Annotated in this window: 22 protein-coding genes; 10 read left to right on the top strand and 12 right to left on the bottom strand. The window is 73.2% G+C overall.

The genetic code is table 11. The features are described from left to right. Positions 1–77: 77 nt before the first annotated feature. The 6 genes from ACWEN3_RS15190 to ACWEN3_RS15165 form a co-directional block, all read right to left on the bottom strand. A complete protein-coding gene (locus ACWEN3_RS15190) occupies positions 78–716 on the bottom strand; it encodes a hypothetical protein (RefSeq protein ID WP_452970301.1) in 639 nt (212 codons plus the stop codon). 155 nt (positions 717–871) lie between these two features. Next, positions 872–1,669 carry a type III pantothenate kinase gene (locus ACWEN3_RS15185; RefSeq protein ID WP_452970298.1) on the bottom strand — a complete coding sequence of 266 codons (798 nt, stop codon included), beginning with the start codon at positions 1,667–1,669 and terminating at the stop codon, positions 872–874. Positions 1,670–1,674: 5 nt separating this feature from the next. Beyond that, a complete protein-coding gene (gene nadC / locus ACWEN3_RS15180) occupies positions 1,675–2,652 on the bottom strand; it encodes a carboxylating nicotinate-nucleotide diphosphorylase (protein ID WP_452970296.1) in 978 nt (325 codons plus the stop codon). Between the two features lie 28 nt (positions 2,653–2,680). Further along, positions 2,681–4,390: an L-aspartate oxidase gene (locus ACWEN3_RS15175; RefSeq protein WP_452970293.1), complete on the bottom strand. Its 1,710-nt coding sequence runs from the start codon at positions 4,388–4,390 to the stop codon at positions 2,681–2,683. Then, on the bottom strand, positions 4,387–5,379 hold the full coding sequence (gene panC, locus ACWEN3_RS15170) for a pantoate--beta-alanine ligase (RefSeq protein ID WP_452970291.1): 993 nt from the start codon (positions 5,377–5,379) through the stop codon (positions 4,387–4,389). Before panC ends, ACWEN3_RS15175 begins: the two co-directional genes overlap by 4 nt. Continuing rightward, positions 5,376–6,323 carry a Rossmann-like and DUF2520 domain-containing protein gene (locus ACWEN3_RS15165; RefSeq protein WP_452970288.1) on the bottom strand — a complete coding sequence of 316 codons (948 nt, stop codon included), beginning with the start codon at positions 6,321–6,323 and terminating at the stop codon, positions 5,376–5,378. Before ACWEN3_RS15165 ends, panC begins: the two co-directional genes overlap by 4 nt. Positions 6,324–6,506: 183 nt before the next feature. Between ACWEN3_RS15165 and ACWEN3_RS15160 the strand changes: the two genes are divergently transcribed. Then, on the top strand, positions 6,507–7,703 hold the full coding sequence (locus ACWEN3_RS15160) for a threonine aldolase family protein (RefSeq protein ID WP_452970285.1): 1,197 nt from the start codon (positions 6,507–6,509) through the stop codon (positions 7,701–7,703). A 254-nt stretch (positions 7,704–7,957) separates the two neighbouring features. Here ACWEN3_RS15160 and ACWEN3_RS15155 read toward each other — a convergent pair whose 3' ends face one another. Both ACWEN3_RS15155 and ACWEN3_RS15150 read right to left on the bottom strand, forming a co-directional pair. Continuing rightward, positions 7,958–8,629, bottom strand: coding sequence for a response regulator (locus ACWEN3_RS15155; RefSeq protein WP_452970282.1), 672 nt, complete (start codon positions 8,627–8,629; stop codon positions 7,958–7,960). Between the two features lie 104 nt (positions 8,630–8,733). After that, positions 8,734–9,939, bottom strand: a complete 1,206-nt coding sequence (locus ACWEN3_RS15150) for a sensor histidine kinase (protein WP_452970279.1) — start codon at positions 9,937–9,939, stop codon at positions 8,734–8,736. A gap of 118 nt (positions 9,940–10,057) precedes the next feature. Between ACWEN3_RS15150 and ACWEN3_RS15145 the strand changes: the two genes are divergently transcribed. Next, positions 10,058–11,128 carry an SAM-dependent methyltransferase gene (locus ACWEN3_RS15145; RefSeq protein ID WP_452970276.1) on the top strand — a complete coding sequence of 357 codons (1,071 nt, stop codon included), beginning with the start codon at positions 10,058–10,060 and terminating at the stop codon, positions 11,126–11,128. 3 nt (positions 11,129–11,131) lie between these two features. Here the strand turns inward: ACWEN3_RS15145 and ACWEN3_RS15140 are convergent, their stop codons facing one another. Further along, entirely contained in the window at positions 11,132–12,283 is a 1,152-nt protein-coding gene (locus ACWEN3_RS15140; protein ID WP_452970273.1) for an NADH-quinone oxidoreductase subunit D, read from the bottom strand. A gap of 31 nt (positions 12,284–12,314) precedes the next feature. Between ACWEN3_RS15140 and ACWEN3_RS15135 the strand changes: the two genes are divergently transcribed. Both ACWEN3_RS15135 and ACWEN3_RS15130 read left to right on the top strand, forming a co-directional pair. Next, a complete protein-coding gene (locus ACWEN3_RS15135) occupies positions 12,315–12,818 on the top strand; it encodes a PH domain-containing protein (RefSeq protein WP_452970271.1) in 504 nt (167 codons plus the stop codon). After that, positions 12,815–14,179 (top strand): PH domain-containing protein, encoded by a 1,365-nt coding sequence (locus ACWEN3_RS15130; protein ID WP_452970269.1) that lies wholly within the window; start codon positions 12,815–12,817, stop codon positions 14,177–14,179. Before ACWEN3_RS15135 ends, ACWEN3_RS15130 begins: the two co-directional genes overlap by 4 nt. Positions 14,180–14,271: 92 nt before the next feature. Here the strand turns inward: ACWEN3_RS15130 and ACWEN3_RS15125 are convergent, their stop codons facing one another. Together ACWEN3_RS15125 and ACWEN3_RS15120 are read right to left on the bottom strand one after the other, a co-directional pair. Continuing rightward, positions 14,272–15,639, bottom strand: coding sequence for a hypothetical protein (locus tag ACWEN3_RS15125; protein WP_452970267.1), 1,368 nt, complete (start codon positions 15,637–15,639; stop codon positions 14,272–14,274). Positions 15,640–15,735: 96 nt separating this feature from the next. Next, entirely contained in the window at positions 15,736–16,860 is a 1,125-nt protein-coding gene (locus ACWEN3_RS15120; protein WP_452970264.1) for an alpha/beta hydrolase, read from the bottom strand. 227 nt (positions 16,861–17,087) lie between these two features. Between ACWEN3_RS15120 and ACWEN3_RS15115 the strand changes: the two genes are divergently transcribed. From ACWEN3_RS15115 to ACWEN3_RS15090, 6 genes are all read left to right on the top strand, one after another. After that, on the top strand, positions 17,088–18,902 hold the full coding sequence (locus ACWEN3_RS15115) for a phosphatidylglycerol lysyltransferase domain-containing protein (RefSeq protein ID WP_452970262.1): 1,815 nt from the start codon (positions 17,088–17,090) through the stop codon (positions 18,900–18,902). A 118-nt stretch (positions 18,903–19,020) separates the two neighbouring features. Then, the gene (gene folP / locus ACWEN3_RS15110; RefSeq protein ID WP_452970259.1) at positions 19,021–19,980 is read left to right on the top strand and encodes a dihydropteroate synthase; all 960 of its coding nucleotides are present in this window, start codon (positions 19,021–19,023) and stop codon (positions 19,978–19,980) included. Then, on the top strand, positions 19,977–20,513 hold the full coding sequence (locus ACWEN3_RS15105) for a nuclear transport factor 2 family protein (RefSeq protein ID WP_452970256.1): 537 nt from the start codon (positions 19,977–19,979) through the stop codon (positions 20,511–20,513). Before folP ends, ACWEN3_RS15105 begins: the two co-directional genes overlap by 4 nt. Positions 20,514–20,772: 259 nt before the next feature. Further along, complete coding sequence (gene folB, locus ACWEN3_RS15100) at positions 20,773–21,132, top strand: dihydroneopterin aldolase (RefSeq protein ID WP_452970253.1); 360 nt, start codon at positions 20,773–20,775, stop codon at positions 21,130–21,132. Next, positions 21,129–21,740, top strand: a complete 612-nt coding sequence (gene folK / locus ACWEN3_RS15095; RefSeq protein WP_452970250.1) for a 2-amino-4-hydroxy-6-hydroxymethyldihydropteridine diphosphokinase — start codon at positions 21,129–21,131, stop codon at positions 21,738–21,740. Before folB ends, folK begins: the two co-directional genes overlap by 4 nt. Before the next feature lie 56 nt (positions 21,741–21,796). Continuing rightward, a complete protein-coding gene (locus ACWEN3_RS15090) occupies positions 21,797–22,285 on the top strand; it encodes a DUF3180 domain-containing protein (protein WP_452970247.1) in 489 nt (162 codons plus the stop codon). 24 nt (positions 22,286–22,309) lie between these two features. Here the strand turns inward: ACWEN3_RS15090 and folE are convergent, their stop codons facing one another. Further along, a complete protein-coding gene (folE, locus tag ACWEN3_RS15085) occupies positions 22,310–22,915 on the bottom strand; it encodes a GTP cyclohydrolase I FolE (RefSeq protein WP_452970244.1) in 606 nt (201 codons plus the stop codon). Positions 22,916–22,982 lie beyond the last annotated feature (67 nt).

Genomic DNA, 22,982 nt, shown 5'->3' with positions numbered 1-22,982 from the left:
CAGGGCGCGGACCGCGACCACCGCCAACGACAGGGCGGCGAGCGGGGGTTGCTCGACACGCCGTCGGGGGTCCGGGATCAGCCGACCGCGAGCTGGCGTGGCGACGCCGGGGGCCTGCGGCGCGGGAAGACCTCGCCGGGCGTGGGAATGGGCCGCTTCGGTGAGGCCGGCTCCGGTTCGGGGGCGGGCCGCTCGGCGGGCGCCGGCCCGGGCTTCGGAGCGGGCTTCTGCGGGGGTTTCTCCGTGTCCGCGGGTTCTCCCGCCCCCGCCTCGGCAGCGCCGCCGGGAAGGGCCGTCAGGCGCGTCCGCGCGGGTGGTACGGCGGGCGCCGGGACCTTGCGCGCGCCCTGGGCGAAGCGCGCCCGCACATCCTGTTCGGCCAGCGCCTGGCAACGGTCCAGCAGGGCCGCCGCCGCGGCGGTCCCGCGCAGCGCCCGCAGCGCGGCGAGGTCGTCCGGAGTCGGCCGGTGCCCGGCGCCCAGCGCCTCCTCCAGGAGGCCGAGGTAGCCGGCCGCGGTGCCCGGGAGCGCGGCCCGGTACCGGCCGAGATCGGCCACCAGGAAGGCGCGCAGTCTGGCTCCCTCGCACATCGCCTCGTCGAGCGACTCGGCGAGGCGGAAGCAGTCCTGGACGTCCTCGGCGGACGCCTGGCCGGGGTGAAGGGCGAGGGCGAGGGCGCGGCGGAGCACACGCAGCTCCTCCGCGCCGAACGCCATGCCGCCGCGGGATCCGTATGGCGTGGGCATGCGGGCGACGCTACCGCTAATCGGACAAAAGTGACGAATTGGGAACATGTGTCGCCGCGTGTCGCTGGGGGTTTCCCTCGACCGGGGTCACGGACCCGCCCGGCGCCCCGCGGGGCGCCGGGACCTCACAGCCGGGACACGTTCCGTTCGTACACCAGGCGCAGCCCGATCAGCGTCAGCCACGGCTGGTGCTCGTCGATCACCGAGGACTCCCCCAGCACCATCGGCGCGAGCCCGCCCGTGGCGATCACCGTCACGTCGTCCGGATCGTCGGCCATCTCCCGCGCCATACGGCTGACGACCCCGTCGACCTGCCCGGCGAACCCGTAGACGATGCCCGCCTGCATGGCCTCGACGGTGTTCTTGCCGATCACGCTGCGCGGCCTGGCCACCTCGATCTTCCGCAGCTGCGCGCCCTTCACGCCGAGCGCCTCCACGGAGATCTCGATACCGGGCGCGATGACCCCGCCGACGTACTCCCCGCGCGCGGAGACCGCGTCGAACGTGGTCGCCGTACCGAAGTCCACGACGATCGCCGGGCCGCCGTAGAGCTCGACGGCCGCGACCGCGTTGATGATCCGGTCCGCGCCGACCTCCTTGGGGTTGTCGGTGAGGATCGGCACGCCCGTCTTCACGCCCGGCTCCACCAGGACCGCCGGCACGTCCCCGTAGTAGCGGCGGGTGACCTCACGCAGCTCGTGCAGGACCGCCGGGACGGTGGCGCAGATCGCGATGCCGTCGATGCCGTCGCCCAGCTCCTCGCCGAGCAGCGGGTGCATGCCCATCAGGCCCTGGAGCAGCACGGCCAGTTCGTCGGCCGTGCGGCGGGCGTCGGTGGAGATGCGCCAGTGCTCGACGATGTCCTCGCCGTCGAACAGGCCGAGGACGGTGTGCGTGTTGCCGACGTCGATGGTGAGCAGCATGGCCGTTACTCCGCCTCGCGCAGGTCCAGGCCGATGTCCAGGCTCGGCGAGGAGTGGGTGAGCGCGCCGACGGCCAGGAAGTCCACGCCGGTGTCGGCGTACGCGCGCGCGGTGCCGAGCGTCAGCCGGCCCGAGGCCTCCAGCAGCGCCCGGCCACCGGCGATGCCGACGGCCTCCGCGCACTCGCCGGGCGTGAAGTTGTCCAGCAGGATCAGGTCGGCGCCCGCGTCGACCACCTCGCGCAGCTGGTGCAGGGTGTCGACCTCGACCTCGATCGGCACCTCCGGGAACGACTCCCGCACGGCCTTGAACGCCTGCGCCACACCGCCGGCGGCGACCACGTGGTTGTCCTTCACCAGGGCCGCGTCGGACAGCGACATGCGGTGGTTGACGCCCCCGCCGCAGCGGACGGCGAACTTCTCCAGCGAGCGCAGGCCGGGGGTCGTCTTGCGGGTGTCGCGGACCTTGGTGGTGGTGCCGTCCAGGGCGTCCGCCCACGCGCGCGTGGCGGTCGCGATGCCGGACAGGCGGCACAGGATGTTCAGCGCGCTGCGCTCGGCGGTGAGCAGGTCACGCGTGCGCGTGGTGACCGACAGCAGCTTCTGCCCGGCCTCGACGCGGTCTCCGTCCTCGACGTGCCGCTCGACCTCGAACTCGTCCGTGCAGACCACGGAGAGCACGGCCTCGGCGACACGGAGGCCGGCGACGACGCCCGCCTCGCGCGCGGTGAAGTCGGCGGTCGCCACCGCCTCCTCGGGGATGGTCGACACGGTGGTCACGTCCACGCCGCCGGCCAGGTCCTCCTGGATGGCCACGTTGGCGATGTCCTCGACCTCGACCGGGTCGAGACCGGCGGCGGCCAGCAGCTCGGCGAGCGCGGGGTCCAGCCCGCACTCCAGGTACTCCTCGTCGCCGTCCGCGCCGCATGCGCAGCCGTCGCCGCAGCCACCGGTCGGGGCGAGAGGAAGGTCGTCGGTGCTCACGTCTGTCACTGCTCCTGAGCGCTGGGTGTTACCGGACAGGGGGGAAGTCTGCGGTGTCGGTCGTGCGGACGGCCAGCGACCGGTCCGGGTTGAGCCGTACGACGATGTGCCGCCGCCAGTTCGTGTCGTCCCGCTCGGCGCGGTCCTCGCGCCAGTGGCAGCCGCGGGTCTCCTCGCGCAGCCGGGCGGCGGCGACCAGGACCCGGGCCACGCACAGGAGGTTGGTGGCCTCCCAGGTGTCGACGCCGGGCTCGGCGGTCTTGCCGTTCTCGGCCAGCGCGTCGCGGGCCTCGGTGTGCAGCTGCTGGAGCTGGTCCGCGGCCGTCTCCAGGGACTCCGCCGAGCGCAGCACGCCGGCGCCCTGGGCCATGATCCGCTGGACGGCGAAGCGGGTCTCGGGGGCGAGCAGCGGGTACGCGGGCTTGCCGGGGTGCGGGACCGGCGCGGGCACGCGCGCGTGGAGGCCGTCCCCGGCGTGGGCCGCGGCGATGTCGGCGACGATCCGCTCGGCGTAGACGAGGCCTTCGAGGAGGGAGTTGGAGGCGAGCCGGTTGGCGCCGTGCACGCCGGTGCAGGCGACCTCCCCGCACGCGTACAGACCGGGCACCGTGGTGCGGCCGTGGGCGTCGGTGCGGACGCCGCCGGAGGCGTAGTGGGCGGCCGGGGCGATCGGGATGGGCTCGGTGACCGGGTCGATGCCGTTGGCGCGGCAGGCGGCCAGGATGGTCGGGAAGCGGTTCTCCCACATCTCGGCGCCGAAGTGCCGGGCGTCGAGGAACATGTGCTCGGCGTCCAGCTCCTGCATCCGCCGCATGATGCCCTTGGCGACGATGTCCCGGGGCGCCAGCTCGCCCAGTTCGTGCTGGCCGACCATGAAGCGCACGCCGTCCCCGTCGACCAGGTGGGCGCCCTCGCCGCGCACCGCCTCGGAGACGAGCGGCTGCTGGCCCTCGGCGTCCGTGCCGAGGAACAGCACGGTCGGGTGGAACTGCACGAACTCCAGGTCGCTGACCTCGGCGCCCGCGCGCAGCGCCAGGGCCACGCCGTCGCCGGTCGAGACGGAGGGGTTGGTGGTCGCGGAGAACACCTGGCCCATGCCGCCGGTCGCGAGGACCACCGCGGGGGCGTGCACGGCGCCCACGCCGTCGTGCTGGCCCTCGCCCATCACGTGCAGCGTGACACCGGCCGTGCGGCCCTCGGCGTCGGTGAGCAGGTCCAGCACGAGCGCGTTCTCGATGGTGCGCAGCCCGCGCGCGTGGACGGCCTCCACGAGCGCCCGGGAGACCTCCGCGCCGGTCGCGTCGCCGCCCGCGTGCGCGATCCGCCGGCGGTGGTGGCCGCCCTCGCGGGTGAGGTGGATGTCGCCCTCGTCGTCCGTGTCGAAGTGGGCGCCGGTGGAGATCAGCCGGCGCACCGCGTCGGGGCCCTCGGTGACGAGGATCCGTACGGCCTCCTCGTCGCACAGGCCCGCGCCGGCCACCAGGGTGTCGTCCAGGTGCTGTTCGGGGGTGTCGCCCTCGCCGAGGGCGGCGGCGATGCCGCCCTGGGCCCAGCGCGTGGAGCCGTCGTCGAGGCGGGCCTTGGTGACGACGACCGTCGTCAGGCCCGCGGCCTCGCAGCGCAGCGCCGCGGTCAGACCGGCCACCCCGGAGCCGACGACGACCACGTCCGCCGAGATGCTCCACCCGGGGGCGGGAGCGTGCAGTCGTATGCCTGTGCTGGTGCCTGTGCTGGTCACGAGGCGGCTCCGAAGGTGAGAGGAAGGTTGTCGATCAGCCGGGTCGCGCCGACCCGGGCCGCGACGGCGAGAACGGCCTCGCCGGTGAAGTCGTCGCCGATCTCCGTGAATTCGGCCGGGTCGACGAGCGCGAGGTAGTCCAGTTCCAGCGGCGGCTGGAAGCGGGCGGCCTCGTCCAGGACCTGGCGGGCGGCCGCCCGGACGGCCGCCGGGCCGCCGGGGGACGCCGTGGCCACCGCGTGCGCGTCGGCCGCCGCGCGGGACTCCCCTATGGCGCTGAGCGCCTCGGCACGCGCGTGCGTGGCGCGCACCTCGCGGGCACGCGCGCGCAGCGCCTCCTGCGCGGCGTGCCGGTCGCAGCCCGCGAACAGCGCGCGGGACAGCGCGAGGGCGGTGGCGCGCTCGGCGGGCGAGAGGTAGCGGTTGCGGCTGGACAGGGCGAGCCCGTCCTCCTCGCGCACGGTCGGCACGGCGACGATGTCCACGCCGAAGTTCAGGTCCCGCACCATGCGCCGGATCAGGGCCAGTTGCTGGGCGTCCTTCTGGCCGTAGAGGGCCACGTCGGGACGGGTCAGGTGCAGCAGCTTGGCGACGACGGTGAGCATGCCGTCGAAGTGGCCGGGCCGCGAGGCGCCCTCCAGGCGTTCGCCCATGGGGCCGGCCGTGATGCGCACCTGGGGTTCGCCGCCCGGGTAGACCTCGTCCACGGAGGGAGCGAACACGGCGTCGGCGCCCGCCTGTTCGGCGAGCTTCAGGTCGGCGTCGAGGGTGCGCGGGTAGCGGTCCAGGTCCTCGCCCGCGCCGAACTGCAGCGGGTTGACGAAGACGGTGACGACGACCTCGCCGTGCGGTCCCGCGATCTCGCGGGCGGCGCGGACGAGCGTGGCGTGGCCCTCGTGCAGGGCGCCCATGGTCATCACCACGGCGCGGCGGCCCCGGCGTACGCGCGCGTGCAGCTCTTCCGCGGTGCTCAGCAGGGCGGTGGTCATCGCTCGTTCCCCTCGGTGCCGTCGGTGCCGTTCGTGCCGCTCGTCCCCTCGGCCAGCACGCCGAGCAGGTCCTCGGCGAGTTCCGGCTTCAGCAGACCGTGCGCGAGGGCCCGGTCGGCGGTCGCCCGGGCCATCGCCAGATAGCCCGCGACGGTCTGCGGGGCGTGCCTGCGCAGCTCGCTGACGTGCGCGGCGACCGTACCGGCGTCCCCGCGCGCGACGGGGCCGGTGAGGGCCGCGTCGCCGGAGCGCAGGGCGTTGTCCAGGGCGGCGCCGAGCAGCGGGCCGAGCATCCGGTCGGGGGCCTCGACGCCGGCCGCGCGCAGCAGGTCCATGGACTGGGCGACCAGCGTCACCAGGTGGTTGGCGCCGAGGGCGAGGGCCGCGTGGTAGAGCGGGCGGTTCTCCTCGCTGATCCACTCGGGCTCGCCGCCCATCTCGATCACCAGGGCCTGGGCGGCCAGGCGCAGTTCCTCGGGGGCGGTGACGCCGAAGGAGCAGCCCGCGAGGCGCTGCACGTCCACGGGGGTGCCGGTGAAGGTCATCGCCGGGTGCAGGGCGAGCGGCAGCGCGCCCGCGCGCAGGGCCGGGTCGAGGACCTTCGTGCCGTACCGGCCGGAGGTGTGCACCAGCAGCTGTCCCGGCCGTACCGCGCCGGTCTCGGCGAGCCCGGCGACCAGTCCGGGCAGCACGTCGTCGGGGACGGTGAGCAGCACCAGCTCGGCCCGCTCGAGGACCTCGGCGGGCGGCACCAGCGGCACGTCCGGGAGCATGGCGTCGGCACGGCGCCTGGAGGCGTCGGAGACCCCGGAGACGGCCACCGGGCGGTGCCCGGCGAGCTGGAGGGACGCGGCCAGCGCGGGGCCCACGCGGCCGGCGCCGACGACACCGACGGTGAGCCGCGCGGGGCGGTCCCTGAGGTCTTGCTGATGGACTGTACTCACGCGACGGCGGCCTTCCCGTTCCAGTCCGCTCTGGGTACCGGACGATTTCTCGTCATGTTAACGCTATCTCGGTCCGGAGCCGATCGGTTGTCCACAGGCTGTGGGTTTCACCACGCGGCCGGCCCCCGAGCCGCCGGGAATATCCGGTGCCGCGCGCGGGTCCGGCACGGCATGATCGCGGGCATGACCGACACGGCTGGGCAGGGCCCGGAGCAGGACATGGAGCAGGGCGGGCAACCGTCGGCGCAGGAGCGGCTGCGGGAGCGGCGCGCGGCGGCCCAGCGGCAGGCGCGGCGGACGCTGTCCCGGGCGGCCTGGGGCAGCACGATCCGCGAACGCCTGGCGCATCTGACGGAGGCGGCTCCCGAGGTGTACGACCTGGACGAGCCGGCCGACGTCTACGGCAACCGGATCGTGGCCGCCCTGGAGGAGCGGGTCGCGGCCCTGCTCGGCACGGAGGCCGCCGCGTTCTTCCCGACGGGCACGATGGCCCAGCAGGTGGCCCTGCGCTGCTGGGCGGGCCGCACCGGCAGCCCCGCGGTGGCCCTGCACGCCCTGTCCCATCCGGAGACGCACGAGCGGCACGCCTTCAGCCAGGTCAGCGGCCTGCGCCCGGTCAGGGTGGGCGGTGGGCCCCGGCTGCCCACGGCCGCCGAGATACGCGACTTCGAGGAGCCCTTCGGGACGCTGATGCTGGAACTGCCCCTGAGGGACGCCGGTTTCGTGCTGCCCACCTGGGACGAGCTGAACGAGGTCGTCGAGGCCGCGCGGGAGCGCGACGCGGTGGTCCATTTCGACGGCGCGCGCCTGTGGGAGTGCACGGAGCACTTCGGGCGCCCGCTCGAGGAGATCGCGGGCCTGGCCGACAGCGTCTACGTGTCGTTCTACAAGTCCCTCGGCGGCTTCGGCGGCGCCGCGCTCGCCGGCCCGAGGACGCTGGTGGAGGAGGCGAAGACCTGGCGGCACCGGTACGGCGGGATGATCTTCCAGCAGTTCCCGACGGCGCTGTCGGCGCTCGTCGGGCTCGACCGGGAGCTGCCCCGGCTGCCCGGGTACGTGCGCCACGCGCGCGTGGTGGCCGCCGCGCTGCGCGAGGGGTTCGCCGAGGCCGGGGTGCCGTGGGCGCGTGTGCACCCGGAGGTGCCGCACACCCACGAGTTCCAGGTCTGGCTGCCGTACGAGCCCGACGTGGTGGGCGAGGCGGCCGTGCGCCAGGCCGAGGAGTCTTCGGTGATGCTCTTCGCGAACGGCTGGGACGAGCGCGGGCCCGGCCTTTCGTGCACGGAGGTCGTCATCCGCGCCACCGGCCTGGAGTGGACGGCCGCCGACGTCCGCGCGGCCGTACGGGACTTCGTGGACCGGCTGCCCGGCAAGGCCTGACCACGCGCGCGGGGGACCTCGTGGAACGGCTGCCGGGTACGGCCTGAGCGCGCGGGCCTTCCCGGGCCGACCGCCCCGCAAGGCCCGACCACGGCGCGCGTGGGCGCGGCCCTCGATCACCCACCCGGCGGGCGGTTCCCGTCCGCAGGCCCGTCCGTCGACCGGCTCGCACGCGGCCGGAGGCACCGGCCCACTTGGTACGGATGCGGCAGTGCCGCCTGGCGCGCGCCCCCGCACACCGCGCGCCGTGGGTCTCAGCCGTGGCCGCCCGCCCGGACCAGGCCGGTCTCGTAGGCCAGGACCACCACCTGCACCCGGTCCCGCAGGCCGAGCTTGGTCAGGATGCGGCCCACGTGGGTCTTCACGGTCGCCTCGGACAGCACCAGCCGGTTCGCGATCTCGCCGTTGGACAGGCCCTGCGCGACCAGCACCATCACCTCGCGCTCGCGGTCGGTGAGCCGCTCCAGCTCCTTGTGCCGGGGCTCCTTGCCGGTGGACGGCAGCATCGGCGCGAAGCGGTCCAGCAGGCGCCGGGTGGTGGAAGGCGCCACGACGGCGTCGCCGCTGTGCACGGCGCGGATGGCGGCCAGCAGCTCCCCGGGCGGCACGTCCTTGAGCATGAAACCGGAGGCGCCCGCCTTCAGCCCGGAGAAGGCGTACTCGTCCAGGTCGAACGTGGTCAGGATCAGCACCTTGGGCGCGTCCGGCTCCGCGCAGATCCGCCGGGTCGCCTCCACGCCGTCGAGCTTCGGCATGCGGACGTCCATCAGGACGACGTCCACGGCGGTGGAGCGCAGCACCTGGAGGGCCTCGACGCCGTCGCCCGCCTCCGCGACGACCTCCATGTCCGGCTGGGCGGCGAGCACCATCCGGAACCCGGTGCGCAGCAGCACCTGGTCGTCGACGAGCATCACGCGGATCGTCATCGGGTCCTCTTCCGTCCGTTCGGTTGTCCGGTGCCGTCGGCCGGCGTCGTGGGCCGTCGTCGGCTGGGGGTGTCACAGGTGTCAGTCCTGGGCGTGCGGAAGCGTCAGCGCGCCGGTTTGAGCGGCAGCAGGACGCTGATGCGGAATCCTCCGCCCGGGCGCGGGCCGGCGTCCAGGGTGCCGCCGACCATGCCGACGCGCTCGCGCATGCCGATCAGGCCGTGTCCCTGCCCGTCGGCGCCGCCCTCCTCGTACAGCTCGTGCGGGGCGCCCTTGCCGTCGTCCTCGACGAGCAGACCGAGCCCGTCGTCGAAGTAGACCAGCCGGACGCTCGCGCCCGCGTCGGGCCCGCCGTGCTTGCGCGTGTTGGTCAGCGCCTCCTGCACGATGCGGTACGCGGTCAGCTCCACACCGCTGGGCAGCGGGCGCGCGGTGCCCTCGACCTTGAAGTCGACCGGCAGGCCGGAGGTGCGGCACTGCTCGATCAGCTCGTCGATCTGCTCGACGTCGGGCTGCGGGACGTACTCGCCGCCCTCCTGGTGCTCCCCGGTGCGCAGCACGCCCAGCAGGCGGCGCATCTCGGCGAGGGCCTGCCTGCCGGTCGAGGAGATCGTCTCCAGGGCCTTCTTGGCCTGGTCGGGGGCCGCGTCGAGAACGTAGGCGGCGCCGTCGGCCTGCACCACCATCACCGACACGTTGTGCGCGACGACGTCGTGCAGCTCGCGCGCGATGCGGGCGCGCTCGGCGGCGACCGCGACCTTCGACTGCGCCTCGCGCTCCTTCTCCAGCCGGGCCGCGCGCTCCTCCAGCTGGGCGAAGTAGGCGCGCCGGGTGCGCATGGAGTCACCGAGCACCCAGGCCAGCGCGAACGGCACCGTCTGGAAGACCACTATGGCGATCTGCCCGAGGAAGCTGGTGTGCTGCGCCGGCCAGCGGGTCTGGGCGAGAGCCGCCGCGAAGAAGCTCACGGCGAGGGCGAGCCGGGAGGCCCAGCGCGCGCCCATCGTCGCGACCGTGTAGGTGATCACCAGCATCGCGAAGTCGGCGACGGTCGTCTCGACGTCCAGCACCAGCTGCGCCAGCCCCGTGGCGAGCGCGAGCAGCAGCATCGCCTCCGGGAAACGGCGGCGCAGCGCGACGACGGCGCACAGGACGGCCGACACGGCGATCCCCGCGGGGAGCGATCCGTGGTGATCGGGCGCCCCGCTGAGATTGACGACGCTCACGCCGGACAGCCCGAACAGGACGACGGCCCAGAAGGTGTCGACCCAGGTCGGGTGGCGGCGGAGGAAGTCATAGAGGCGCTGCACGTAACCCAGAGTAGGGAAACCAGATGCGTGCAGGGGTCAACCGGAGGACCGATCCGCGCCCGGCGCACGTACTCCGCAAGGTGGAGGACGTGATCACCTGTGCGCCTAGTGTGTTCGCGTGGCGGATGGGACGAGGGCGGACGGCGCCGGCGGGGAGCATGGCTGGCGCGCGGCGGCCGAGGCGGCGCTGTACGGGCCCGGCGGCTTCTATCTGCGGCCGGAGGGCCCGGCCGGTCACTTCCGTACGTCCGTGCACGCCTCGGCGCTGTTCGCGCGGTCCGTGGCCGGGCTGCTGTGCCGGGTCGACGAGGCGCTGGGGCGGCCCCCGGTGCTGGACTTCGTCGACATGGGCGCCGGGCGGGGCGAACTGGTCACCGGAGTGCTCGCCGCGCTGCCCGCCGACGTGGCCGCACGCGCGCGCGTGTCCGCCGTCGAGATCGCCGGCCGCCCGGCCGGCCTGGACGAACGGATCACCTGGCTGAGCCGGCCCCCGGAGGCGGTCACCGGGCTGCTGTTCGCCAACGAATGGCTGGACAACGTGCCCGTGGACGTCGTCGAGGTGGACTCCGCGGGCCTGCCCCGGCTCGTGCTCGTCGCGCGGGACGGCGCCGAGCGGCTCGGGGAGCCCGTGACGGGCGCGGAGGCGGAGTGGCTCGCGCGGTGGTGGCCGCTGACGGCCGAGGAGGGCCTGCGGGCGGAGATCGGGCTGCCCCGGGACGAGGCGTGGGCGTCGGCCGTGGACCGGGTGGTGCGGGGGCTCGCGGTGGCCGTGGACTACGCGCACACCGTGGACACGCGCCCCCCGTTCGGCACGCTCACCGGCTTCCGGGAGGGGCGCGGGACGGCGGCCGTGCCGGACGGGTCGTGCGACATCACGGCCCACGTCGCCCTGGACGCGTGCGCGGCGGCCCGCACGGCGCGCACGCCCCCGGACCCGGCGCGCACGCTTGCCGTCACGGCGGGCGCGCGCACATTGCCCAGCGCGCGCGTTCTCACGCAACGCGCCGCTCTGCACGCCCTCGGCCTCACCGGCGCGCGCCCCCCGCTCGCGCTGGCCTCCACGGACCCCTCCGGCTATGTGCGCGCCCTCGCGAGCGCCGGCGAGGCCGCCGAGCTGACCGCGCCGGGCGGCCTCGGTGACTTCGGCTGGCTGCTGCAGCCGGTCGGGATCGCGGACCCGCTCGCCTGAGGCCTACTTGTCGATGTCGCCGACCACGAAGAACATCGAGCCCAGGATCGCCACCATGTCCGCCACCAGCGTCCCGGGCAGCAGCTCGGTCAGCGCCTGGATGTTGTTGTACGACGCCGAGCGCAGCTTGAGCCGGTACGGCGTCTTCTCACCCTTGCTGACCAGGTAGTAGCCGTTGATGCCGAGCGGGTTCTCGGTCCACGCGTACGTGTGGCCCTCGGGCGCCTTCAGCACCTTCGGCAGACGCTGGTTGATCGGCCCGGGCGGCAGCTCGGCGAGCCGGTCCAGACAGGCGTCGGCGAGGTCCAGCGCGTTGTGGGTCTGCGCGAGGAGCACCTCGAAGCGGGCGAGGCAGTCGCCCTCTCCCCGGGTGACGACCTCCAGCGTGTCCTGGAGGTCGCCGTAGGCCAGGTACGGCTCGTCGCGCCGCAGGTCGAAGTCGACGCCCGAGGCGCGCGCGACGGGCCCGCTCACGCCGTAGGCGTGCACGGTCTCGGGCGTGAGCGCCCCCACGCCGCGCGTGCGCCCGCGGAAGATCTCGTTGCCGAGCACCAGGTGGTCGAAGACGTCCATGCGCGAGCGCACGGCGGCGACGGCGGCACGCGCGCGTGCGGTCCACCCGGCCGGCAGGTCCTCCTTGAGGCCGCCCACGCGGTTGAACATGTAGTGCATGCGCCCGCCGGAGACCTCCTCCATGACGTTCTGGAGCACCTCGCGCTCGCGGAACGCGTAGAACACCGGGGTGATCCCGCCCAGCTCCAGCGGGTAGGAACCGAGGAACATCAGATGGTTCAGCACCCGGTTCAGCTCGGCGAGCAGGGTGCGCGTCCACACCGCCCTCCCGGGGACCTCCATGCCGAGCATCCGCTCCACGGCGAGGACCACGCCGAGCTCGTTCGAGAACGCCGACAGCCAGTCGTGCCGGTTGGCGAGCATGATGATCTGCCGGTAGTCGCGCGCCTCGAAGAGCTTCTCGGCACCCCGGTGCATGTAGCCGATCACCGGCTCGGCGTGCACGATGCGCTCCCCGTCCAGCACGAGCCTGAGCCGCAGCACGCCGTGCGTGGACGGGTGCTGGGGGCCGATGTTGAGCACCATGTCGGTGCTTTCCGCGGCGCCGCCGATCCCGACCGTGGTCTCCGTCGTAGGAGTCATGGCCCCAGTTTCCCCTACGTACGCTGGTCCCATGGAGACGGGGAGCCCGGAACGGACCGGGATACCGGGGAACGAGCCGGTCTGGCGCGGGCTGCCGCCCGGGCTGCTGCGACTGCGCCGGCTGTTGCTGCTGATGTGGACGGGGGTGCTGGTGGTCGCCACGGGGCTGCCGCTGGGCCTGCTGGTGGGGCCCGTGTGGGCGGCCTGGACGCTGCTTCCGGTGGTGTGCGCCGCGTGGTGCTGGAGGCTGCTGGGGCGCAACTGGCGCTCGTGGCGGTACGCCGAGCGCGCCGACGACCTGCTGATCAGCCGCGGTGTCCTGTGGCGCGAGGAGACCGTGGTGCCGTACGGGCGGATGCAGTTGGTGGAGGTCACCTCCGGGCCCGTGGAGCGGCGCTTCGGGCTGGCGACGGTGCAGCTGCACACGGCGGCCGCCGCGACCGACGCGACGATCCCGGGCCTGGACCCGGCCGAGGCGGAACGGCTGCGCGACCGGCTCACCGAGCTGGGCGAGGCCCGATCGGCGGGCCTGTGACGACCTCGGACGCCGGCGACGGCATACCGCGGCCGCCCGTCGCCGAACGGCGGCTGCACCCGGTGACGCCCTTCCGCCGGGCGTGGGCGCCGGTCGCCGTGCTCGCCGGATGGGCGGGGCACGACCCGAACGGGGCGCAGGAGCAGCTGACGAGGCTGACCGGAGCCATGCTCCTGCTGGGGCTGGCGGTGCTGGTGCCGGTGGCCGGCCTCTACGGCTTCCTGTCCTGGTGGTTCACGCACTTCGCGGTCACCGACACCGAACTGCGCATCCGCAGCGGGCTGTTGTTCCGGCGCACCGCGCACATCCGGCTGGAGCGCATCCAGGCCGTGGACGTCTCCCGTCCGCTCCTCGCGCGCGTGGCGGGCGTCGCCAAGCTGCGGATCGACGTGGTCGGCGCGGACAAAAAGGATGAACTGTCCTTTCTGGGTGAGCGGGAGGCGCGCGCCCTGCGCGCGGAGCTGCTGGCGCGCGCGGCGGGTTTCACGCCCGAGACGGCGCGGGAAGTGGGTGAGGCGCCGGCGCAGGAGCTGCTGCGCGTGCCCCCGCGCGCGCTGGTGTGCTCCCTGCTGCTGACCGGCGCCACCTGGGGCTCGCTGTGCGCCGCGCTGGTCGTGCCGTCCGTGCTGTGGTTCGCCACCCACAACCTGTGGACGGTCGCCGCCACCGCACTGCCGTTGATCGGCGCGGCCGGCGCGAGCAGCGCGGGACGGTTCGTCACCGAGTTCGACTGGACGGTGAGCACGTCCCCGGACGGGCTGCGCATCGACCACGGGCTGCTCGACCATGCGCACGAGACCGTACCGCCCGGCCGGATACAGACCGTGCGGATCGTGGAGCCGGTGCTGTGGCGGTGGTGGAAGTCCCCCCGCACGGACGGGGCCGGGAGCGGGCGGGGCTGGGTCCGGGTCGAACTGGACGTGGCCGGGTCCGCCAACTCCGTGCTGATACCGGTCGCCCCGCGCGCGGTCGCCGAGTCGCTCGTCGCGCGCGTGCTGCCCGGGGTGACGGTGCCTCAGGAGCTGTCGCGGCCGCCGCGGCGGGCCCGCTGGTGCCTTCCGGTGTGGTGGCGCGGACACCGCCTCGCCGTCACCGACACGGTGTTCGCCACCCGGCAGGGCCTGCTGCGCCGCCGGCTCTCACTGGTCCCGCACGCCAAGGTGCAGAGCGTACGGCTCGCTCAAGGGCCCTGGAAGCGCTGCTGGGGGCTCGCCGACGTGCACGTGGACACCGGGGCCGACAAGACCGTCACGGCCCGCCTGCGGGACGCCGTGGAGGCCGCGCGGCTCCTGCACGAGCAGGCGGATCGGTCCCGTACCGGCCGCAGGGACGCCCGCCCGGACCGCTGGATGACGGGATGACGGAAATGGCGGGAATGCCGGGATGACACAAGGCCCGGCTCCCTTCGCGGGAGAGCCGGGCCGATGTCCGATGTCCGATGCCTGGTGGACGTTCAGGAGGCGGCGCTGCGCAGCCCCTGGACGTCGATCTGCTCCGTCTCGTCGTGCGCGGTCAGGTCGATGACCTGGCCGACACCGCGCGACCGGGCGTCGGCGGGCTTGAACTCCGCCTCGGCCTCGGCCTTGTGCACGGCCAGGGCCTCCTGGCCGACGACGTCGGCGAGGTCCTCGTTCTGCACGTCCAGTTCGGCCTTCGGGTCGTCCTTCTGGGTGCCGAAGAAGTCGAAGCCGCCCTCGACCATCGGGCGCCGCGCGGGCGCGGCCGGTACGACGGCCACCGCGGTCGGCACCGTGAAGTGCCCGGCGGGCGGCTGTCCCACGGGCCCCGCGTGCTCGGCCGGCGTCGCGGGAGCGGCGGCCACGCGCGCGTGCCCGTCGGCCGTCACGGGCCGTTCCTGCGCCTCGCCCTCCACGCTCTCCACGGCGTCGGCGTCGGCATCGTCGTCGACGGCGTTCTCGTCGGCGTCCTCGGCGGAGGGCTCGTCCGCCTGGCTCCGGGCGGTCACGCCCTCGGCGGCGCCTTCTCCTTTGGCATCGGGCCCGGCCTCCGCCTCCGCGTCGGCCTCGGCCGTCTCGGACTCAAGGCTCTGGGGCTCGACGCCGTCGGCCTCGGCGCTCTCGGACTCGGCGTCCTCGGGCGACTCGGCGTCCTCCGGCGATTCGGCGTCCGCGGTGTCGGCCGGAGCGTCCTGGTCGAACCGGGCCAGGGCCGTCAGGGCCCGCCCGTACAGCTCGGAGCCCTCCGGCGAGAACACGGCGTACGCCTCGGGCTCGTCTCCGGAGGCCGCATCGGAAGCCCCGGGCGTCTCGGCGTCCGCCTCGAAAGCCTCGGTGTCCTCGGCCGGCTCGGCCTGCTCCGGTTCGGTGCTCCGGCCGGGCGGCAGCGCGGGCGAGGACGACGGCACGGCCGCCTCTATCTCCAGCAGCCGGCGTCCCTCCAGGGCGCTCGCGCGCTCGGTCTCCGCGGTCGCGTACCGGCGCAGCAGGGCCGCGTGCTCGTTGCGCAGGCCCGCCAGCTCCTTGCGCTTGGCGCGCAGCCGCTGCTCCAGCTTGGCGCGCAGTTCGCGGGACTCCTCCAGGTCGGTCTCCAGTTCGGCGACCCGCTCCTCGAAGCGCCACTCGTCACTGGCACGCGCGCGCGTGAGGTCGGCGACCTGCTTGCCCGCGTGGATGTCCCAGCGGCGCATCACGAACGCGCCTGCGAGCGCCGTCACGGCGGCGGCCCCGGCCAGGGCCCGCAACACCGTGGCCTCGGAGAACGCCCAGGGACCCAGCGCGCAGACGACGGAGACACCGGCGATCGCCGAAGGAGGCAACAGCCGGTGCAGAGGGGGGGAATGGCGGTGGCGTCCACGTGGCATGGCCAGAAACTTACCGCGCGTATGCGAATCGTGGAGCCCCGCCCCGTAAAAACACAGCCATCCCGTCTGCTTCACGGAGCGTCAGGTCCAGCCGGTTCAGTGCGCGACCAGCCGCGTGCTGAGCCACTGGAGCGCCCCCGGGATCTCCCGCTTCCAGGTGTTGAAGTTGTGCCCGCCGCTCGGAAGGATGATCGACGAAATCCTGGTCACGTTCGTGTCCTGCACGCTCTTGATGAATTTGAGCGTGTCCTTGTAGTTGTGCTCACCGACCTTGCTGCTGGTGACGAGCAGTGACGTTTCCGGCGCCGGCAGATGCTGCAGCGCCCAGAAGAGGTTGGCACGATTCTGCAGGTTCTTGTTGCCACGGAACAGATCCCCGGTGGTGGGGTCGATCGGCGCCTTGTAGTACGGCGACAGGCCCGCGGCGGCCGCGTAGGCCCGCGGGTAGTGCATGGCGATCTTCAGCGCGCAGTAGCCGCCCGTCGAGTCGCCGACGATGCCCCAGCTGGCGGGCGTCTTGTCGACCCGGTAGTGGGCCATCATCGAGTCGCGCAGGTCCTTGGCGAAGAAGCTCTCCGTCTGCGGGCCGCCGGGGACGTCCACGCACTCGGTGTCCCGCGGCGGCGCCACGGCCGGCCGCAGCATCACCAGGATCATCGGCTGCATCTTCCCGTCCTTGGCCAGCTGCTGCGCCGTGCTCGGGTAATGCAGCTTGTTCACCAGCGCCTCGGCCGTGCCGGGGTAACCCGTGAGGACGACGGACACCGGGAACTTGCGCCCCTGGTTCTGCGGCTGGAAGTACTCAGGCGGCAGGTAGACGAACGCGGGGGCCGCGATGTGCGTCGTACGGCCGAGGATGTCGACCTTCTGGACCTGCCCCGCCACCTGCGGCAGCGGACTGCTCACCCCGATGACCCGGGATGTGGAGACCACCTGGATCGGGCCGCTGTTGCCGCCCGCTATGTGGTCGACGACCACGCCCTGGCCGGTCTCCTGGCCGAACAGGTCCGCCCAGCTGGCGTAGAAACCGAAGGACTGGTTGGCGGCGAGCCCCATCGAGGCGATGAGCGCCAACTGGGTGCTCAGCATGAGACCGATCCGTCCGCTGACGGCACGCCAGCTCTGCCGGGCGAGGCGCGGCCACAGCCACACCGTACTGCCGAACAGCACGGCGGCGACCAGAATCGCCAGCGCCAGCACTTTGTTGCTCGTGAGTCCCATGGGCTGCTTCCTGCCTGCGCTCTCCGCCCGCGCCGCCCTCGCGCTTCGTTGCGAGGACTTGCCCGGGGCTTTCCTTTGCCTTTGACCCGACTTTCCGATGGGGAGTGAACCTCTCTCCCCGAGACACCGTCCTAGAGGGCGCAATGTCGCCGGATGCCCGATCGGGCCCGGGTTCAAGGTCTCTCGCAGAACTACGGGATGCGATGTCTGTCAGGATAGATGGGGAAATGTCGGGCCGGGTTCCGAGCCGATCCAGCCGGGCGCGGCGCATTCTGCGCGGCCCGCGCCCCGAGGCCGTTCCCACCCTGGTGAGCCGGGCGGCCGCGCTCGTGGGCATCCTGGACATTGCCGCGGGTGTGTTCCCGCGCTTCCGTCACAGCCGTATGCACGCCATAGCGGAGGTGCTGCCGGGCTCCTTCGGGCCCTTCGCCGCGGCGCTGTCGCTGAGCGCGGGCGTGCTGTTGCTGCTGCTCGCGCACGGCCTCAAGCGGCGCAAGCGCCGGGCCTGGCGCGCGGCGGTCGCGCTGCTCCCGGCGGGCGCTGCGGCCCAGTTCGCGTACCGGCACTCGATGGCCGGCGTCGTCATCGCGGTCGTACTCCTCATCCCGCTGCTGCGCCACCGCGACGAGTTCGCGGCCCTGCCGGACCCGCGCAGCCGGTGGCGCGCGCTCGCCAACTTCGTCCTCATGAGCGCCGGTTCCCTCGTCCTCGGACTCGTCATCGTGAGCGTCCACCCGCACCGGACGATCGGCGACCCGAGCCTGGCCGACCGGCTGACGCACGTCGTCTACGGACTGTTCGGCTTCGAGGGCCCGGTCTACTACCAGGGCAACACCTCCTGGACCGTCGCCTTCTCGCTCGGCGCCCTCGGCTGGATCACCGCGGTCACCACCGTCTATCTGGCCTTCCGGCCCGAGCACCCGGCCGCCCGCCTCACCGAGGAGGACGAGTCCAGGCTGCGGGCCCTGCTGGCCAAGCACGGCGGCCGCGACTCCCTCGGCCAGTTCGCGCTGCGCCGCGACAAGGCGGTCGTCTTCTCGCCCAGCGGCAAGGCCGCGGTCACCTACCGCGTCATCTCCGGCGTGATGCTCGCCAGCGGCGACCCGATCGGTGACGTCGAGGCCTGGCCCGGCGCCATAGAGCGCTTCATGGACGAGGCCAAGGCCCACTCCTGGACCCCCGCGGTCGTGGGCTGCTCGGAGACCGGCGGCGAGGTGTGGACCCGTGAGACCGGTCTGGACGCCCTGGAACTGGGCGACGAGGCGGTGGTGAACGTGGCGGATTTCTCCCTCGCCGGACGCGCGATGCGCAACGTGCGCCAGATGGTCAAGCGCATCGAGCGAGCCGGCTACGAAACCCGAGTACGGCGCATCCGTGACGTGGGTGAGGCCGAGCTGGAGCGGATCCGCCTGGCCGCTGAGGACTGGCGCGGCACCGACACCGAGCGCGGCTTCTCCATGGCACTCGGCCGGGTCGGCGACCCCGCCGACGGCGACTGCCTGATCGCCACCGCCCACAAGGCGGACGACGAGCCCGGCGAGTACGGCGACCTCAAGGCGATCCTGCACTTCGTGCCCTGGGGCCTGGACGGCGCCTCGCTGGACCTGATGCGCCGCGACCGCAGCGCCGACCCGGGCATGAACGAGCTGCTGATCGTCGCCGCCCTGCAGGCCGCCCCGAAGTTCGGCATCACCCGCGTCTCGCTGAACTTCGCTATGTTCCGCTCCGCCCTCGCGCGCGGGGAGAAGATCGGCGCCGGTCCGGTGCTGCGCGCCTGGCGCGGTCTGCTCGTGTTCCTCTCACGCTGGTTCCAGATCGAGTCGCTGTACAAGTTCAACGCCAAGTTCCAGCCCCGCTGGGAGCCGCGGTTCATGGTCTACCGCGCCACGACCGACCTGCCGCGCATCGGCTTCGCCACCATGCAGGCCGAGGGCTTCGTCACCTTCGCCCTGCCGCTCCCCCGCTTCCTGCGCCGGCGCCGGGCGGCCGCCGAGCGCCCGTGCGCGCACACCGTGACCGAACGGGACGTCAGAGCGGCCTGAGTCCGGCTCCGGCCATGACCGAGGACCGGCCCGGGCGGAAGCCCCACCCCCTCCGGCACGGGGGCTTCCGCCCGGGCCGCCGCGCGTTCCGGCGCCGTCCTGGGCCTACGCTGAACGTATGAACAACCACAGCGGGCGCGGCCTGGTGGCGGGCCTTCCGGCATGGGACCGGTGCGCGGTCATGGGGGTCGTGAACGTCACCCCCGATTCCTTCTCCGACGGCGGCCGCTGGTTCGACACGACCGCCGCCGTCAAGCACGGCCTCGACCTGGTCGCCGAGGGCGCGGACCTGGTCGACGTCGGCGGCGAATCCACCCGCCCGGGCGCCACCCGCGTGGACGAGGCCGAGGAACTTCGGCGCGTCATCCCCGTGGTCCGCGGACTCGCCTCCGAGGGCGTGGCCGTCTCCGTCGACACCATGCGCGCCTCCGTCGCCGCGCGGTCCCTGGCGGCCGGCGCCGCCCTCGTCAACGACGTCAGCGGTGGCCTCGCCGACCCCGAGATGATCCCGGTCGTCGCCGACGCGGACGCCCCCTTCGTCGTCATGCACTGGCGCGGCTTCCTCGAGGGCGGCAACGTCCACGGCGTCTACGAGGACGTCGTCGCCGAGGTCGTCGACGAGCTGCACGCGCGCGTGGAGGCCGTGCTGGCCGGTGGCATCGCGCCCGGCCGGATCGTCGTCGACCCCGGCCTCGGCTTCTCCAAGGAGGCCGACCACGACCTCACCCTGCTCGCCCACCTCGACCGTCTGCACGCCCTCGGTCATCCGCTGCTCGTGGCCGCCTCCCGCAAGCGGTTCCTCGGCCGGGTGCTCGCGGGCCCGGAGGGGGCGCCCCCGCCGGCCCGGGAGCGGGACGCCGCCACGGCCGCCGTGTCCGCACTCGCGGCGCACGCCGGCGCGTGGGCCGTGCGCGTCCATGAGGTACGCGCCACAGCGGACGCGGTACGGGTCGCACGGGCCGTCGAAGGAGCGCGCACGACGCCCTCCGCGCCGGGCGCGGACGGTACTCGGGCGGCGCGTGAAACCGGACACACTGCGGGGTCCGGTGGCGAGCTTGGGGCGGACGGAGCCCGGTGAGCGCCCCCCACACGGATGTCGAGCAGGTGGAGGCCGCCAACACCGCCTTCTACGAGGCCCTGGAGAGCGGCGACTTCGACAAGGTCTCCGCGCTCTGGCTCACCCCCGCCGACCTGGGCGTGGACGAGGAGTACCACGACCCGGCGGACACCGGCGTGATCTCCTGCGTGCACCCCGGCTGGCCGGTGCTCACCGGCCGTGGCGAGGTCCTCAGGTCGTACGCCCTGATCATGGCCAACACCGACTACATCCAGTTCTTCCTCACCGACGTGCACGTCTCCGTCACCGGTGACACCGCGCTCGTGACCTGCACCGAGAACATCCTCAGCGGCGGGCCCGCCCCGGCGGACGGCGACGAACTCGGCCCCCTGGTCGGCCAGCTCGTCGTCGCCACGAACGTGTTTCGTCGCACACCCGGCGGCTGGAAACTCTGGTCGCACCACGCCTCCCCCGTCCTGGCCGAGACCGAGGAGACGGACGACGGCGAGAGCGGCGTAAATGGCGTGAATCCGGACGACAGCCCCCTCGACTGAGCGGGTAGGCGCCCGACAGGAAGCTTGTAGGGACCAAGAAGTGGTTGGAATCACCTACCGCTGGGTATGAGCGGCTACCACCCCATGACGCGGCCGGGTTCCCCGGGGGAAACAGGCGGTGAACCCTCCGGCTCCCGGCCGGGCCCACGCTCCTGCGGCCCGGCTTTGTCGGTGCCCGCAGGTAGATTCGTCTGTGACCGGTCTGTCGCCCGCACGCGGTACGGACCGGTCGTTCCCGACGATTGCAGGAGTGATTCGCGTGGATCGTGTCGCGCTGCGCGGCCTGAAGGCCCGCGGGCACCACGGTGTGTTCCCCAAGGAGCGCGAGGAGGGCCAGACCTTCATCGTGGACCTCGTCCTTGGCCTGGACACCCGGCCGGCCGCGACCGACGACGACCTGGCGAAGACCGTGCACTACGGCATCGTGGCCGAGGAGGTCGTGGCCGTGGTCGAGGGCGAGCCGGTGAATCTCATCGAGACGCTCGCCGAGCGGATCGCCCAGACCTGCCTCAAACACGAAGGGGTCGACGAGGTCGAGGTCTGTGTGCACAAGCCCGACGCACCGATCACGGTCCCCTTCGACGACGTGACCGTCACCATCACCCGGAGCCGAGTATGACCCGATCTTTCCTCCAGGGTCACAGCGACCCGACCGTCCAGCCGGTGCCCGCCTCGGTCGTCGAGAGGGTCGACGCGGCCGACACCACCCTGCAGAACCCGAAGTGGGCCGTCATCTCCATCGGCTCCAACCTCGGCAACCGCCTGGAGACGCTCCAGGGCGCCGTCGACGCGCTCGAGGACACCCCGGGCGTCCGGGTGAAGGCCGTCTCACCGGTGTACGAGACCGAGCCCTGGGGCGTGGCGCCCGGCAGCCAGCCGTCGTACCTGAACGCGGTCGTGGCCCTGAAGACCACCCTGCCGCCCTCCTCCCTGCTGGAGCGGGCGCACGCCGTCGAGGAGGCCTTCAACCGCGTCCGTGACGAGCGCTGGGGCCCGCGCACCCTGGACGTCGACATCGTCGCCTACGCGGACGTCACCTCCGACGACCCCCAGCTCACCCTGCCCCACCCCCGCGCCCATGAGCGCGCCTTCGTGCTCGCGCCCTGGCACGACGTGGACCCCGAGGCCCAGCTGCCCGGCCGCGGTCCCGTGGCCGAACTGCTGTCGGCCCTCACCCGCGAAGGCGTGGAGGCGCGCGGCGACCTGGAACTCCGGCTGCCCGAGTAGTCGTTAAGGTCAAGACGACACAGTCCGGGTCGGTCCGGGGGAACTGAAGGGACACCGTGAGAGAGCTGCGCATCAGGGTGCTGGTAGGCGTGTTCGTCGTGGCCGGCATCCTGTCCTGGGCGGGCGCCCGCCTCTGGGACTCGATCGGGACACTCCCCAGCGTCCCCCTGGCCGCGCCCATCGTCCTCGCCCTGATCGCGGTGGTCCTGCTCTCGACGGCGCTCTCGTTGCGCGCCCGGTTCAGGGCCCAGCGCGAGCGCCGCCCCGGCGCGAAGGGCGTCGACCCGCTCATGGCCGCGCGTGCGGTGGTCTTCGCCCAGGCCAGCGCCCTGGTCGCCGCGCTCGTCGCCGGCATGTACGGCGGCACGGGCGTCTATCTGCTGCAGCTCCTCGACATCCCGACCCGCAGCGACCAGGCCATCTACGCCGGCTTCTCGGTCCTGACCGGCATCGGCGTGATAGCGGCGGCCCTGTTCCTGGAGCGCGTCTGCAAGCTCCCGGAGGACGAGGACCAGGACCACCCGGGAGCGGAACCGGCGGCGTGAGCGCCGGTTCCCCCGGGCACCGGCTCAGCGAGCCATGATCAGGCTCATCGCCTCGTTGCGCGTCGCCGCGTCCCGCAGCTGACCGCGCACGGCCGAGGTTATGGTCTTCGCGCCGGGCTTGCGGATCCCGCGCATGGACATGCACATGTGCTCGCACTCGACGACCACGATGACGCCCCGCGGCTCCAGGATCTCCATCAGGGAGTCCGCGATCTGCGTGGTGAGCCGCTCCTGCACCTGCGGCCGGCGGGCGTAGACGTCCACCAGCCGGGCCAGCTTGGACAGGCCGGTGATCTTCCCGGAGACGGACGGGATGTAGCCGACGTGGGCGACACCCCGGAACGGGACCAGATGATGCTCACAGGTGCTGTAGACCTCGATGTCCTTCACCAGGACCATCTCGTCGTGTCCCAGGTCGAACGTCGTCGTCAGCACGTCCTCGGGCTGCTGCCACAGCCCCGCGAAGATCTCCTTGTACGCCCGCGCCACCCGCGCCGGCGTCTCCCTGAGACCCTCCCGGTCCGGATCCTCGCCGACCGCGATGAGGAGTTCGCGTACGGCGTTCTCGGCGCGCTTCTCGTCGAACTCGCCGATGGGGCCCTCGCCGTCCAGCGTCACGGGGTCGGTCATCTGGTTCCTCGTTCCTGTACTTCACGCGTGGCGGCGGCCACACGTCGTCTTGCGGACATACGAACGC

It is taken from the genome of Streptomyces sp. NPDC004561 (assembly GCF_053602155.1).
The sequence above is the reverse complement of the archived record's forward strand: the minus strand, read 5'-3'. Positions and strand labels throughout refer to the sequence as shown.

What these genes read in the sequence shown, in the direction of transcription:
- ACWEN3_RS15190 (WP_452970301.1), bottom strand. Translation starts at nt 716, where the DNA reads ATGGCGTTCGGCGCGGAGGAGCTGCGTGTGCTCCGCCGCGCCCTCGCC.
- ACWEN3_RS15185 (WP_452970298.1), bottom strand. Translation starts at nt 1,669, where the DNA reads ATGCTGCTCACCATCGACGTCGGCAACACGCACACCGTCCTCGGCCTG.
- panC (WP_452970291.1), bottom strand. Translation starts at nt 5,379, where the DNA reads ATGACCACCGCCCTGCTGAGCACCGCGGAAGAGCTGCACGCGCGCGTA.
- ACWEN3_RS15160 (WP_452970285.1), top strand. Translation starts at nt 6,507, where the DNA reads ATGACCGACACGGCTGGGCAGGGCCCGGAGCAGGACATGGAGCAGGGC.
- ACWEN3_RS15155 (WP_452970282.1), bottom strand. Translation starts at nt 8,629, where the DNA reads ATGACGATCCGCGTGATGCTCGTCGACGACCAGGTGCTGCTGCGCACC.
- ACWEN3_RS15140 (WP_452970273.1), bottom strand. Translation starts at nt 12,283, where the DNA reads ATGACTCCTACGACGGAGACCACGGTCGGGATCGGCGGCGCCGCGGAA.
- ACWEN3_RS15135 (WP_452970271.1), top strand. Translation starts at nt 12,315, where the DNA reads ATGGAGACGGGGAGCCCGGAACGGACCGGGATACCGGGGAACGAGCCG.
- ACWEN3_RS15125 (WP_452970267.1), bottom strand. Translation starts at nt 15,639, where the DNA reads ATGCCACGTGGACGCCACCGCCATTCCCCCCCTCTGCACCGGCTGTTG.
- ACWEN3_RS15120 (WP_452970264.1), bottom strand. Translation starts at nt 16,860, where the DNA reads ATGGGACTCACGAGCAACAAAGTGCTGGCGCTGGCGATTCTGGTCGCC.
- ACWEN3_RS15115 (WP_452970262.1), top strand. Translation starts at nt 17,088, where the DNA reads ATGTCGGGCCGGGTTCCGAGCCGATCCAGCCGGGCGCGGCGCATTCTG.
- folP (WP_452970259.1), top strand. Translation starts at nt 19,021, where the DNA reads ATGAACAACCACAGCGGGCGCGGCCTGGTGGCGGGCCTTCCGGCATGG.
- folK (WP_452970250.1), top strand. Translation starts at nt 21,129, where the DNA reads ATGACCCGATCTTTCCTCCAGGGTCACAGCGACCCGACCGTCCAGCCG.
- folE (WP_452970244.1), bottom strand. Translation starts at nt 22,915, where the DNA reads ATGACCGACCCCGTGACGCTGGACGGCGAGGGCCCCATCGGCGAGTTC.